The 12,598-nt window shown below is 53.2% G+C and carries 12 protein-coding genes; 9 read left to right on the top strand and 3 right to left on the bottom strand.

The genetic code is table 11. From position 1 onward, the window contains the following. The first annotated feature begins 49 nt into the window (after nucleotides 1-49). Both lpxB and rnhB read left to right on the top strand, forming a co-directional pair. The gene (gene lpxB, locus ACJJIF_RS08635; RefSeq protein ID WP_444931814.1) at nucleotides 50-1,222 is read left to right on the top strand and encodes a lipid-A-disaccharide synthase; all 1,173 of its coding nucleotides are present in this window, start codon (nucleotides 50-52) and stop codon (nucleotides 1,220-1,222) included. A gap of 6 nt (nucleotides 1,223-1,228) precedes the next feature. Continuing rightward, nucleotides 1,229-1,846: a ribonuclease HII gene (gene rnhB, locus ACJJIF_RS08630; protein WP_444931813.1), complete on the top strand. Its 618-nt coding sequence runs from the start codon at nucleotides 1,229-1,231 to the stop codon at nucleotides 1,844-1,846. 15 nt (nucleotides 1,847-1,861) lie between these two features. On the opposite strand, the gene ACJJIF_RS08625 is transcribed toward rnhB, so the two are convergent. Beyond that, complete coding sequence (locus ACJJIF_RS08625; protein WP_444931812.1) at nucleotides 1,862-3,133, bottom strand: HlyC/CorC family transporter; 1,272 nt, start codon at nucleotides 3,131-3,133, stop codon at nucleotides 1,862-1,864. 79 nt (nucleotides 3,134-3,212) lie between these two features. Further along, nucleotides 3,213-4,013 (bottom strand): cytochrome C assembly family protein, encoded by an 801-nt coding sequence (locus tag ACJJIF_RS08620; protein ID WP_444931811.1) that lies wholly within the window; start codon nucleotides 4,011-4,013, stop codon nucleotides 3,213-3,215. Between the two features lie 205 nt (nucleotides 4,014-4,218). Between ACJJIF_RS08620 and ffh the strand changes: the two genes are divergently transcribed. From ffh to ACJJIF_RS08590, 6 genes are all read left to right on the top strand, one after another. After that, a complete protein-coding gene (ffh, locus tag ACJJIF_RS08615) occupies nucleotides 4,219-5,640 on the top strand; it encodes a signal recognition particle protein (protein ID WP_444931810.1) in 1,422 nt (473 codons plus the stop codon). Between the two features lie 155 nt (nucleotides 5,641-5,795). Further along, nucleotides 5,796-6,035 (top strand): 30S ribosomal protein S16, encoded by a 240-nt coding sequence (gene rpsP / locus ACJJIF_RS08610; protein ID WP_444931809.1) that lies wholly within the window; start codon nucleotides 5,796-5,798, stop codon nucleotides 6,033-6,035. Between the two features lie 22 nt (nucleotides 6,036-6,057). Next, nucleotides 6,058-6,597, top strand: coding sequence for a ribosome maturation factor RimM (gene rimM / locus ACJJIF_RS08605; RefSeq protein WP_444931808.1), 540 nt, complete (start codon nucleotides 6,058-6,060; stop codon nucleotides 6,595-6,597). 12 nt (nucleotides 6,598-6,609) lie between these two features. After that, a complete protein-coding gene (gene trmD, locus ACJJIF_RS08600; RefSeq protein ID WP_444931807.1) occupies nucleotides 6,610-7,374 on the top strand; it encodes a tRNA (guanosine(37)-N1)-methyltransferase TrmD in 765 nt (254 codons plus the stop codon). Between the two features lie 73 nt (nucleotides 7,375-7,447). Continuing rightward, complete coding sequence (rplS, locus tag ACJJIF_RS08595; RefSeq protein ID WP_444932332.1) at nucleotides 7,448-7,804, top strand: 50S ribosomal protein L19; 357 nt, start codon at nucleotides 7,448-7,450, stop codon at nucleotides 7,802-7,804. Nucleotides 7,805-8,099: 295 nt separating this feature from the next. Beyond that, the gene (locus ACJJIF_RS08590) at nucleotides 8,100-8,852 is read left to right on the top strand and encodes a DsbC family protein (protein ID WP_444931806.1); all 753 of its coding nucleotides are present in this window, start codon (nucleotides 8,100-8,102) and stop codon (nucleotides 8,850-8,852) included. 262 nt (nucleotides 8,853-9,114) lie between these two features. On the opposite strand, the gene ACJJIF_RS08585 is transcribed toward ACJJIF_RS08590, so the two are convergent. Further along, complete coding sequence (locus ACJJIF_RS08585; RefSeq protein ID WP_444931805.1) at nucleotides 9,115-9,741, bottom strand: transposase; 627 nt, start codon at nucleotides 9,739-9,741, stop codon at nucleotides 9,115-9,117. Nucleotides 9,742-11,380: 1,639 nt separating this feature from the next. Here ACJJIF_RS08585 and ACJJIF_RS08580 point away from each other — a divergent pair. Then, the gene (locus ACJJIF_RS08580) at nucleotides 11,381-12,499 is read left to right on the top strand and encodes a hypothetical protein (protein WP_444931804.1); all 1,119 of its coding nucleotides are present in this window, start codon (nucleotides 11,381-11,383) and stop codon (nucleotides 12,497-12,499) included. Nucleotides 12,500-12,598 lie beyond the last annotated feature (99 nt).

The raw sequence follows: 12,598 nt of genomic DNA, 5'->3' as shown, positions 1-12,598 counted from the left end.
AGCTCCCAATAACTAAAGCTAACGGCTCCCTGAGAGGAGGGATTTAGGCGTGTCAGAAAAAAATAAGCCGATACGAATTGGTATTGTTGTCGGTGAAGCGTCGGGGGATATCCTCGGTTCTGGTTTGATGGCCGCATTAAAGGCGCGGCTTCCCAATGTGCAGTTTGAGGGCATTGCCGGGCCGCGAATGCTGGCGTTGGGGGCTGAGAGCTTATTCCCCATGGAGCGGCTGTCGGTAATGGGCTTGGTTGAACCCCTGAAACGCCTTCCGGAGCTGTTGAAAATCCGCAGGTCCCTGCGCCGCCATTTTACCGACAACCCACCGGATCTGTTTATCGGTGTGGATTCGCCGGATTTTACCCTGACCCTTGAGGCTGCGCTGAAGGCGGAGGGTATTCCCACGGTTCACTATGTCAGCCCTTCGGTTTGGGCCTGGCGGCAGGGGCGGATTAAAAAAATCGCCCGCGCTGTGGATCATATGCTGACGCTGCTCCCGTTTGAGGCGAAATTTTATCGGGAAAACCAGGTGCCGGTTACCTTTGTTGGCCACCCCCTGGCCGATGAAATCCCTCTTCAGGTAGATACTGTCAGCGAGCGCAAGGCGCTGGGTTTTGAGAGGGACGACCGGGTCATTGCCCTGTTGCCGGGCAGTCGCGGCGGCGAGGTCCGCATGCTCGGGCCGCTGTTTTTGCAAACGGCGCGCTGGTGCCATCAGCGCCACCCGGATATTAAATTTGTTATCCCCGCTGCCAGCCAGCAGCGTATGGTGGAAATCGAAGAGCAGCTAAAAGATTACCCTGAGCTGCCGATTACGCTGTTAGATGGGCAGTCGAGGCGGGCGGTTTCCGCAGCCGATTGCGTGCTTATCGCATCGGGCACTGCAACCCTTGAAACCATGCTGCTAAAAAAACCGATGGTTGTTACCTATAAGCTGGGGCGACTGACATCTATGATCGTCTCACGGATGCTGCATACCCCGTGGGTCTCCCTGCCGAATTTGTTAGCGCAAAAAGAGTTGGTCCCGGAAATTTTGCAAAATGATGCGATCCCGGAAAATCTCGGTGCGGCGTTGATGCGATACTTTGACGACCCGCTTCTCGGGGATCATTTGCAGCGCGAATTTTTTGAGATGCATCAGCAGTTGAGACGCAACGCTTCTGAGCGGGCTGCGGATGCAGTGCTGGGCCTGTTGGATGCAGGGTCCGAATCCGATAAGCAGTAGTAAATTATGAGCAGTAAGAAAGAATTACCCCCCTATGTCTGCCCTTTCAAGGGCGAATTGATAGCCGGTGTCGATGAGGTCGGGCGCGGCCCTCTGGCCGGCGACGTGGTGGCGGCGGCTGTAATCCTCGACCCGAAGAAGCCTATAGCAGGGCTCGCGGACTCGAAGAAGCTGACTGAGAAAAAGCGCGAGCAGCTTTTTGATGAGATTTGTGAGCGAGCACTCAGTTACTCCATAGCCCGTGCCACTGTTGCCGAAATCGACCAGTTAAATATTTTGCAGGCGAGCCTGCTGGCGATGCACAGAGCGGTGGCCCAGTTATCCGTACAGCCTGAATTTGTGCTGGTGGATGGCAATAAAAAACCGAATTGGGATTACCCCTGTGACACGGTTGTAAAGGGCGATGGTCGCGTCGCTGCCATTGGGGCCGCGTCTATATTAGCCAAGGTGACCCGGGATAGAGAGATGGTGGCGTTGGATTCCGAGCATCCCGGCTACGGCCTTGCGGGCCACAAAGGCTATCCCACCAAGGCGCATATGGAGGCTTTGCAGGTGCAGGGGCCGAGCCCGATACACCGCACCAGCTTCGCCCCGGTCAGGCGCTTGCTGGAAGGCGGGGAGTGACAGCTAGCCTTGGGGCTACTTGTCGATTCGCTTGACTCTGGCCCGGGTGATCATCTTGTCGGATACCTCCTCAATTTCCACCAGGTAATTGAGGATATACAGGCTGATATTGCCGTCGGGAATACTCTCAAGGTGCTCCATCGCCAGGCCGTTAAAGGTTTTCGGTCCGTCGGTGGGCAGCTCCCAGTCCAGGGTGCGATTGATATCGCGAATAGAGGTGCCGCCTTCGATCATATACCAGCCGTCCTCTATCGCGACTATTTCCTCGTCGTCACTGGGTACCGGGCTCGCGGTAAAATCGCCGACAATCTCTTCCAGGAGGTCCTCCAGAGTGACAATACCCATCACCTCTCCGTACTCGTCTACCACCAGTCCCATGCGGCGTTTGGTTTTCTGGAAGTTCATCAGCAGGGTGGGGAGCGGTGTTGCCTCGGGGACAAAGTAGGGCTCATCGGTAAAAGAGTTGAGGCGCTCTGCGGTTAAGTGCTCCGGCCCGTCGCGCAGTATTTGTGCGGCCTTGCGCAGGTGGAGAATGCCCACCACCTGATTGATATCGCCCCGATATACCGGAAGGCGAGTGTAAGAACTTTCCGACAGTTGTTGCAGAATCTGCTCGGCGCTATTTTCCAGATCGATCCCCACAACTTCATTGCGCGGGATCATAATATCTTCAACGGTCGCCTGATCCAGATCCAGCACGTTGAGCAGCATGCCTTTGTGTTTGCTGGGAAGTAGGGCGCCGGATTCGAACACCACGGTTCGAAGCTCTTCGGGGGCCAGGTGCTCCGCTTCACTGCCGGCAGTTGCCTCTACACCCACCAGGCGTGCAAGCCCGTTGGAGATGCCACCTACGAGCAATACAAACGGTGTCAGGAGCCACTGTAGTGGACGCAAAACCAAGGACGCTGGGAACGCTACTCTTTCCGGGCGCAAAGCGGCAATCGTTTTTGGAGTGACTTCCGCAAAGATAAGAATAACGATGGTGAGTGCACCGGTGGCATAGAAGAGGCCGGCGTCGCCATACAGTTGGGTGAAAACAGCACCGGCGATAACCGAAGCGAGAATATTGACCAGGTTGTTGCCGATCAGGATAACGCCGATCAATTTATCCGGGCGCGCGAGCAGCTCCATGGCCCGTTTGGCCCCGCGATGCCCGCTCTTGGCTTGGTGCCGCAGGCGATAGCGGTTCAGCGCCATCATGCTGGTTTCGGAGCTGGAGAAGAAGGCGGATATCACTATCAATAGGGCCAGCAAACCAAATAGCAGACCCGTTGGCATCTCGTTCAAGGGAGAACTCTTTTTATTTCCAAGCGGAGATATTGGAACATATTGCCGACCTCCGCAAGTTTTGCAGTCATATATTCGACTATCCGCGCTGGAGGATAACCTCCATAACCAGCTTGCTGCCAAAATAAGCGAGCAGTAGGGCGGCGAAAGCACTCAGGGTCCAGCGCACGGCAGTATTGCCTCTCCAGCCCAGCCGCCAGTGCCCCCACAGGAGTATGCTGTAAAGCGCCCAGGCGACCATAGAGAGAATAGTCTTGTGGATCGGCCCCTCTTCGAACAGGTTGCCGACAAAGACAAAGCCGGTCAGCAGGGAGACGGTCAAAAGCAGTTGCCCGAAAGTAATCAGGCCAAACAGTAGGGACTCCATGCTCTGTAGTGGCGGCAGGAGTCGGGTGGCACCCACCGGCCGGTGGTTGTGCAGCTGCTGGTTAAGGTAATAGAGGTAGATCGCCTGCAATGTGGCTAGGGTTAACAGCGAGTAGGCGGAAATAGACAGCAGTGCGTGTACGGCGATGCCCGCAGAAATCTGTTGGTGTGGTGTGACTGCGCCCCAAATATGAGAGGCGGCAAATTCGGTGGCGGCGCCTACCGGTGCGAAGATAAGAATAAGCAGTGTCAGCGGCCGCCCGACCGCCAGGATCAGCAGGAGAAAATTCACTACCCAGGAGATCAGTGAGAGCATTGCCAGCAGATCGAAGCGGTAGCCCTCAGGGGAAAAGAGCATATGCCCGAGAGATATTCCGTGGGTGACAAGCGCACCGGCCAAGAGGCTGAGAAGTAGCTTGGAATCCGGCTGTTGTTTTCGGGCCAGAGCCGCACCAGCAACGACTGTTGTGGCCAGGTAGAGCGCGATAGCTATCCAGTGGGCGAGAGCCGCCATGGGTAAATCCGTGTCTTCATTGTTGCGATAAGGCGGGAGTGTGTCACAGCCTGTTGCAACAAGGAAGGCTTGGTGATATTTCGGCTGTGACGCGACCTGGGCTATACTGCCGCGCCTCAGAGTGGGAGTTGCAGTTTGCTCCCCCTAATTTCGCGCCCCTCCGCACTGGGGTTGAGTCCGTAAACGGAGAGATCGAGACGAATTTATGTTCGACAACCTGAGTGACCGCTTATCGGCGGCCTTAAAAAAAGTTACCGGTAAAGCGCGCCTTACGGATGACAATATCCGCGATACTTTGCGCGAAGTGCGCAAGGCGCTGTTGGAGGCGGATGTCGCCCTGCCCGTGGTCAAAGCATTTGTTCAGCAGGTGCGCACCGCAGCGGTGGGACAGAAGGTTAGCAAGGCCCTGAATCCGGGGCAGCAGTTCGTCAAGATTGTTCAGGATGAACTGGTTAAGGTGATGGGCGCGGCGGCTGAGCCTCTCAACCTCGCCGTACAACCCCCGGCGGTAATCCTGATGGCGGGCCTACAGGGCGCCGGTAAAACCACCAGTGTGGCCAAGCTGGCCAAATACCTGCAAGAGCGCGAAAAGAAAAAAGTTATGGTGGTGAGTGCGGACGTGTACCGCCCCGCCGCGATCAAGCAGCTGGAAACTCTGGCCGGCGAAGTGGGAGCGCACTTCTATCCCTCTACCGCTGAACAGAAGCCGCTGGATATTGCCAAGGGCGCTGTCGATGCCGCGCGCAAACAATTTGCCGATGTGCTGATTGTGGATACGGCGGGCCGACTGCATGTGGACTCCGAGCTGATGGATGAGATCCGTGAGCTGCACAGCGAGTTGAACCCGGCAGAGACCCTATTTGTGATCGACGCCATGATCGGTCAGGACGCGGTGAATACCGCAAGCGCCTTTAACGATGCGCTGCCGCTGACCGGTGTGATTCTCACCAAGGCCGACGGCGATGCCCGCGGTGGTGCCGCCCTCTCCGTGCGCCATGTTACCGGCAAGCCGATTAAGTTTATCGGTGTCGGCGAAAAGACCGACGCCCTGGAAACCTTCCACCCGGATCGTATCGCCTCCCGTATTCTGGGGATGGGCGACATTCTGTCTCTGATTGAAGAGGCGGAGCAGAAGATCGACAAAGAGAAAGCTGAAAAGCTGGTTAAGAAGGTCCAGAAGGGCAAAGGCTTCGACCTGGAAGACCTGCGCGACCAGCTGCAGCAAATGCAAAATATGGGTGGCTTCGGCTCCCTGCTGGAGAAAATGCCCGGTATGGGCGGTGTGGCGCAGGCTGCACAGCAGGCCGACATGGGTAAAGAATTCAAGCGTATGGACGCCCTGATTTCCTCCATGACGCCCGCCGAGCGCCGCAATCCCGAGCTGCTCAACGGTTCGCGCAAGCGCCGTATCGTCGCCGGTTCCGGCACCCAGCTGCAGGACCTGAACCGCCTGCTCAAGCAGCACAAGCAGATGGGCAAAATGATGAAGAAGCTCAAGGGCGGCGGCATGGGCAAGATGATGCGCGGTCTCGGCGGCCTGCCCGGTATGGGTGGCGGCATGCCCGGCGGTATGGGGGGGATGGGTGGAATGCCCGGCGGCCTGCCACCGGGTATGAAAAAGAAATAGAGAGCGGCGGCTCCCGGGGCGGCTTGACGACCCTATACAAATCTGGGGTGGTACATTAGAATACGCCGCCTTTCTGCCGGCCCTGCTGCCGGTAAAAAGTTGTTGTGGTGACTGCTTAGTGCGGTCGCCTAGTGTTGAATCTATAGGAAAGTTACATGGTAACCATTCGTTTGGCCCGTGGTGGTGCTAAAAAGCGCCCGTTTTATCATCTGACCGTTACCGACAGCCGCAACTCTCGCGACGGTCGTTTCATTGAGCGTGTTGGTTTCTTCAACCCGGTTGCCCGTGGTCAGGAAGAGCGTCTGCGTGTTGATCGCGAGCGCGTTGATTTCTGGCTGGGTCGTGGCGCACAGGTTTCTGACCGCGTCGGCAAGCTTCTGAAAGAATCTGCTTAATTTGCGCGTAAGTGGTGCTCCTGTGACAGATAACGGAAAACCTTCCGAAGAGTTGGTCACGGTTGGGCGCGTTACTACCGTTTATGGTGTGCGCGGCTGGGTCAAGGTTCACTCCTATACCGAGCCGATGGACAACATCCTGCAGTTCCCTAATTGGCGCTTGCAGGGGCCGAAAGGTTGGGAAGCTCTCGAAGTTGACGCCGGCAAGCGTCACGGCAAGGGCTTGATTGTGCATGTGAAAGGCATTGATGACCGCGATTTGGCGGCTCGACTTTGCCAGCGCGATATTGCTGTAGCTCGTGAATTGATGCCTGAGCTTGAGCAGGGTGAGTATTACTGGCACCAGCTCGAGGGATTGAAGGTTATCAGCCATTTCGATGGCGAAGATCACGACTTTGGTAGCGTCGCTCGCATGATGGAAACTGGCGCCAACGATGTGATGGTGGTGCGCGGTGGGACGGATAAGCGCGAGCGCTTGATTCCCTACCTGCCCGATCAGTTTATTACCAATATTGACCTGGAAGTCGGTGTAATTACCGTCGACTGGGACCCGGCTTTTTAAGGCGTTGGAGCGATGGCGAAAAGAATCGCTCTGGTGAGCATTTTTCCGGAGATGTTTGCCGCATTGACCGAGTATGGCGTCAGCGGACGGGCTGTGAAAGACGGTCTGTTAGAAGTTCGCTGTTGGAATCCTCGGGATTTTACCAGTGACAGGCACCGAACTGTGGACGATCGCCCCTACGGCGGCGGACCGGGCATGGTGATGTTAGCTGAGCCCCTTTACCAGGCTCTCGAGGCTGCTCGAGCTTGGGCTGGTGAAGACGGCGAATCTGTGCGCAGTATCTACATGTCTCCCCAGGGTCGACAGCTCGATCAGGGTGGAGTGGAGCAGCTGTCCGCAGCTGGCAACCTGGTGTTGTTGGCGGGGCGCTACGAAGGTGTGGATGAGCGTATCGTCGAATCTATGATCGACGAGGAGTGGTCCATTGGTGACTATGTCCTCAGCGGTGGCGAATTGGCCGCGATGGTGATGGTGGATGCTATTACCCGCCTGATTCCCGGCGCGCTTGGACACAACCAATCGGCGGTTGAGGACTCTTTCTCCTCTGGCCTGCTGGACTGCCCACACTACACCCGACCGGAACAATATCGGGGGGTAGCGGTACCGGAAGTATTGCTTTCCGGCAACCATGAAAGAATACGCCGCTGGCGCCTGAAACAGGCATTGGCGCGCACGCAACAGCGACGCCCGGATTTATTGCAAGGGTTGGCGCTGAGCGATGAGCAGAAGTTGTTGCTGGACGAAATCCAGCGGGAACAGAAGCTCGAAGAATATTGAGGCCGAATTCGCCGGGAGGCGCGAGTAGTTCGGTGAACTAGCTGAGAAGCTACACAATCTGTATTTGGGAGCGATCCAAATGACTAACAAAATTATCCAGCAGCTGGAGCAGGAACAGCTGAAGAGCGAAGTACCTCCCTTCGCACCGGGCGACACCGTAATCGTTCAGGTAAAAGTAAAAGAGGGCAACCGCGAGCGTCTGCAGGCGTTTGAAGGCGTGGTTATCGCTAAGCGCAACCGTGGTCTGAACTCCTCCTTCACCGTGCGTAAAATTTCCCACGGTGTTGGCGTTGAGCGTACTTTCCAGACTCACAGCCCGCTGGTTGACAGCCTCAAGGTTAAGCGTCGCGGTGACGTGCGCCAGGCCAAGCTGTACTACCTCCGCAGCCTGACTGGTAAAGCTGCACGTATCAAAGAGAAGCTCAACTAAGCTCTCCTTGGACGCAGAAAAAGGCCGAAGCATATGCTTCGGCCTTTTTGTTTGTGGGTTGGCAATAATGGGATTGTGCCGGCGCTTTTTGAGCCCTCTGGCAGAGGCCGATTGGCGCAGTGTGCCAGGTTTCGCTAAAGTGCTCACGTCTTGCGGTGTTTTACATAGCTCGGGGTGCCTGGATATGTTAAAACGTGCCAAATAGGTTCGCAGCGGTAAACAGTTGCCATACTGGCTGGAACTGAAGGCCGACGATTAAGTCGAAGCCCAATGAGAATTTAAGGAGCAATTGGTAATGACGCTTATCAAGAAGCCGCTGGCGATCGCTGGAGCACTACTCAGTCTGATAGGTTCTACGGCGGCCTTGGCGGAAGTCGATGCGGGAGTGGCAAAAACTATCAAGGCGCGCCTCGAGGCGAGCAGCCCGCAGATGGCCTACGGAGAGGTGCGTGAGAGCCCGATCAAGGGCCTTTATGAAGTGGATATTGACGGTACCAGTACCACTGTCTTTGTCTCCGCAGATGGCAATTACTTTGTCCACGGTGATCTCTTCCAGGTGCAGAGCAGTGGCGTTGCCAATCTCTCCGAGCAGCGTCGAGCGACGCGACGCGCCGAAGTGATGGGCGAGTTGGATAAAGAGGATATGATCGTCTTTTCCCCAGAGGGGGAGACCAAGGCGAGTGTCTATGTATTTACCGATGTAGACTGCGGTTACTGCCGCAAGCTGCACCAGGATGTGCCCGAGTTGAACAAGCGCGGCATCGAGGTGCGCTACCTGGCATTCCCGCGCGGCGGCCTCAACTCCCTGGGCTACCGCAAGCTGGCGACCGCCTGGTGTGCCGATGACAGCAACAAGGCTCTGACAGCACTTAAGAACCGTGAAAATGTGCCGTTGGATGTGTGTAAATCAAACCCTGTTGCGGCTCAGTACAAGCTGGGCAATGAGGCTATCGATGTGCGCGGTACGCCGACGATAGTGATGGAAGATGGCCGGGTTGTTCCCGGTTACCTGCCGCCGGATCGCCTGATCGAAGAGCTGGGCATTTAATTCCGGCTGATAGTTTTAAAAAACCGGCAACCGCAAGGCCGCCGGTTTTTTTCGTTTAAGGCATGGCTGCCGATAACGAGCGTGCAGGGGTGTGCTCATAGAGCGTCTCAAGGGTAGTGTTTTCTTCTCTTCCTGAGGTGTTAGACAGTCCTCGTGATTTAACCGCGATAGCTATTCCGATTAATTCATCCCACTCTACTGGCCGGAGTTGTAGCGCGACATCTGTGCCGCCCATAAAAGGGCCATTTTCATACAACTGTTATTACATGGTGCAACTATCTTGACGTAGGGGGCAGTCTGCCAGCTCCAAATAGCGATCCAGCTGAAACGGCAATCCTTTCGGCATATTGAGGCGCTCGTCGCCTACAAAAGGAAGTAGCCCTTTCGGTTGCTCACTGGAAACGGCAGCGCGAATGCGTTGTTGGATGGAAGTGTAATCGGAATCTTCTGGAGTCTTCGCCATATCGGCGCGGATGGGATTGAGGTCGACATAGGCCATACAGGTGGCCAGGGCGCTTTCATCCAATAGTGCTTGAGACTTAAAGCGGTCCTCCCAGAAACGACCAGTACAACGATCTTCTGTATTGGCCTGGCGGGCAATCGACTCGTTCAAGCAGCGCATAAACCAGCTGATATCCATCAACCTTTCCCGCCACAGGCTGACCTGTTCATTAAGCTTGTCCTTTTCACTGCGATCCAGAGCTTCGCCCTGAATAAAGCGCTGAGCCAAGCTGGAAGCTTTGAATAGCGCCTGCCAACGGGTAATAACCTCAGTATCAGACCAGGATTTGGCTGTTTTGGTATCGATATAGAGCGCGATATGGTAGTGATTGCTCATCACCGCATAGGCGGCAATATCCAGGGAAAAGATATCGGTCAATTCCTGCATCCTGGTTTCAATCCACTGGCGCCGGTGCTCGTAATCCTGTCCTGACTGAGCATCTGTTCCACAAAGAAATACAGCGGCAGACCCAGTGATAGTAAGGTGTCGCGTCGAGAGAGATTTGTGAGTGGCGAGGCTGGGTCATCGGGGGGGATCATCTATTTTAATATTCAGTATTTTTATTGCGGCCTTGGTGTTGTGTCAATGAACGTGACGCTTTAAGTTTTGCCTTTAGTGGGTGTCCAGAAAAATGTAAAGATGAAAATCCCATGTGCGGTGTTGTATATGATGGCTTAACAGTTCGCAATAATCAGCTTCTTTCTTGGTTGTCTAGGTCAGAGCTTTCGTTTTAGAGGTGGGCATTTTCAAGCTGGAATAAGTTTGAAGGAGATGGCTTCCGTTGCCCCAAATGGTTAGGTTTTGGGTGGTGGGGGATAAAGCGGTTTTTGAGTGGTTCTGCATATTACCAAACAATTGCTCGTTGCCAAATTTGACTGCAAAGGTATGTGTACAAATAACTAGTATCACAAATTTTCCTTACAGAGAAGTTTAGTTTTGTGAACTTTGCAACATTGATATGGTGGCACACTTAATAGTGTCTTGATATCCTTCGTCAGATTTTCTGGGGATTGGGTTGTGGTAAAGGTGTGTAATCACATACCTGCGATGTTTAATAATTAATAAAGAGTTTACTAATGCTTAGTTGTCCTGAAGTTAAACATTAAGTGCTCATCGCCCCTGGAGAAATATTAGCATAACTATTTAATGGAGAGTGGCCTGGATATTTGCTTGGGGAATTTAAAATTTTAAAGTTAGTGCTGAATAGTAACCTTCAAAGATGAATGCGGGAGCTATTTACTCGTCGAGTTAATAATATAAGTTTGTGTTGAGTTGAATGTAGATGTGTAAGGTCGTTATATATGTTTTCATTTTATTTTTTCCATATGTGGCTTTTGCTGAGGGGGAGGAATGTACAGAAATAGTGGTAGGGGTTTATAGCTCCTCGGCGGCTGCATTTTCTGCCTGTAAGGAAAATCCAAATATTGGTAACTGTAGAAGTACAGGGCCCCAGTGGACAAAATATGCAGTTCCAGTAGTTTGGGATGTAGTTGCTGTAAGGCAATCTGATGGGTACGGGAGATCTGGTATCGCAGGTTACGGCTGTGATGACATATTAAACTGGTGGACAGGGTATGATATATATTTTTATCAATATCCTTGGTATTCATCAGGTTGTCCCGAAGGAATGGTGGAATCCGAGGGGCAATGTAGCTGTGGCTTGGGTGAATACAATGTAAGAACAGGGACTTGTGAAGAGCAGGTTATATGTCAATTACCAGCTACTTACAATTCTGATAGCGGGATGTGTGAGAAAGAATGCCCAGTAGATAAACCTTGGTCTAATGAGGCTCGCGATTGCATAGCTCCCGCCGAGCCCCAAAGCTGCTCCAATCAAACTGGCGCCCCCTCTAATTTGGCTGGTAATCCGATTAATTTCTTTAATGGCCATAAATTACAACGAGAGCCAGTATTCGCGGCGAGTGGTGACTTCCCGTTGACTTTCTCTTGGCTGTATAACAGTTTTGGTAATTTAGAGAAGTCGGGGGCGGGGTATACGATTAATTTTGTTTACCCAGGAGAGACAGTGACCCATTCTGAGGCGCCGGTTATTGAAAGTGGCTATACCTTTACTTTACCACTGGATGAAGACTCCACTTCCGAATATACCGGCAGTGCCACAGACAACTGGCGTCACAATCATAGTTACTTTCTTGCCTATTACATCTTGCCCGATGGTGAAACCGAGCGGGTAATTGCCTATCGTCCGAATGGTAGCGATCTGCATTTTTCTGATGAAGATGGCACTTTTGTAGGGGAGGCTAATCGGGATTGGCGTGTTACTAGAGAACTTGATGAGAGCGACGAGCTATCTGGTTGGAAGCTGGAAATTGGCGGAAGAATAGAAACCTACGATACTGCTGGCCGGGTTTTGCGAGTGGAGAACCAGCAGGGTGAGGGTATTAGCTACACCTATGACGATAGCGGCGTTTATCAGTCAGCTATCGCTGATGATAACGGTAATAGTGTTGATCTGACCTGGAGTGATGGGAAGCTTACCCAAATTACTCGCAATGATGGCTCTGTGTATGAATTTACCTACACAGACGACGGTTTGCTCAAAACTATTACTTTCCCCGGTGATGAAAATCCTCAGCGTACTTTCCGTTATGAAGATGATCGATTCCCCAATGCCCTGACAGGAGTTACTGATGAGGCGGGTAAGGTTTACAGTACCTTTACCTATGATGATCAGGGGCGAGCCATTCGCACGGAGCACAATGAGGGGGCGGAATCAGTCGATGTGGAATATATCGATGATTATACGCGCCGTACCACCAACGCATTGGATAAGCAAACCACCTATAACTATACAGAAATAGATGGCGTAAAGCGTATCACCTCTGTAGACGGTGAGGCATCGGCTAATTGCGCTGCGGCTAATAAAGGTTATACGTACGATGCTAACGGGTTTGTTGCCAGTGAGACTGATTGGGAAGGAAATACTACCACTTATACCCGTGATAATTTAGGGCGTGAACTGACTCGCACAGAAGGTTCGGGCACTGCTGAGTCAAGGGTGATCGCTACTGAGTGGCATGATTCCCTTAATGTACCCGTGAAAATTACTACACCTGAAGATGTTGTTGAGTTCACCTATGACTCCGAGGGTCGTCTTCACAATAGAAAAAGAAAGTCGAAATAGGGGTGGTGGAGTTCGATTCTTGTTAATCCTACTTCAGCTCGGAAGTGTATTAGTTGATTGCCTGGAAAGAATATAGAATGTCCAGCTGACAAATTTGGT

This window comes from Microbulbifer regidiadema (SeqCode) (assembly GCF_052467605.1).
The sequence above is the reverse complement of the archived record's forward strand: the minus strand, read 5'-3'. Positions and strand labels throughout refer to the sequence as shown.

What these genes read in the sequence shown, in the direction of transcription:
- rnhB (WP_444931813.1), top strand. Translation starts at nt 1,229, where the DNA reads ATGAGCAGTAAGAAAGAATTACCCCCCTATGTCTGCCCTTTCAAGGGC.
- ACJJIF_RS08620 (WP_444931811.1), bottom strand. Translation starts at nt 4,013, where the DNA reads ATGGCGGCTCTCGCCCACTGGATAGCTATCGCGCTCTACCTGGCCACA.
- ffh (WP_444931810.1), top strand. Translation starts at nt 4,219, where the DNA reads ATGTTCGACAACCTGAGTGACCGCTTATCGGCGGCCTTAAAAAAAGTT.
- rpsP (WP_444931809.1), top strand. Translation starts at nt 5,796, where the DNA reads ATGGTAACCATTCGTTTGGCCCGTGGTGGTGCTAAAAAGCGCCCGTTT.
- trmD (WP_444931807.1), top strand. Translation starts at nt 6,610, where the DNA reads ATGGCGAAAAGAATCGCTCTGGTGAGCATTTTTCCGGAGATGTTTGCC.
- ACJJIF_RS08590 (WP_444931806.1), top strand. Translation starts at nt 8,100, where the DNA reads ATGACGCTTATCAAGAAGCCGCTGGCGATCGCTGGAGCACTACTCAGT.
- ACJJIF_RS08585 (WP_444931805.1), bottom strand. Translation starts at nt 9,741, where the DNA reads ATGCAGGAATTGACCGATATCTTTTCCCTGGATATTGCCGCCTATGCG.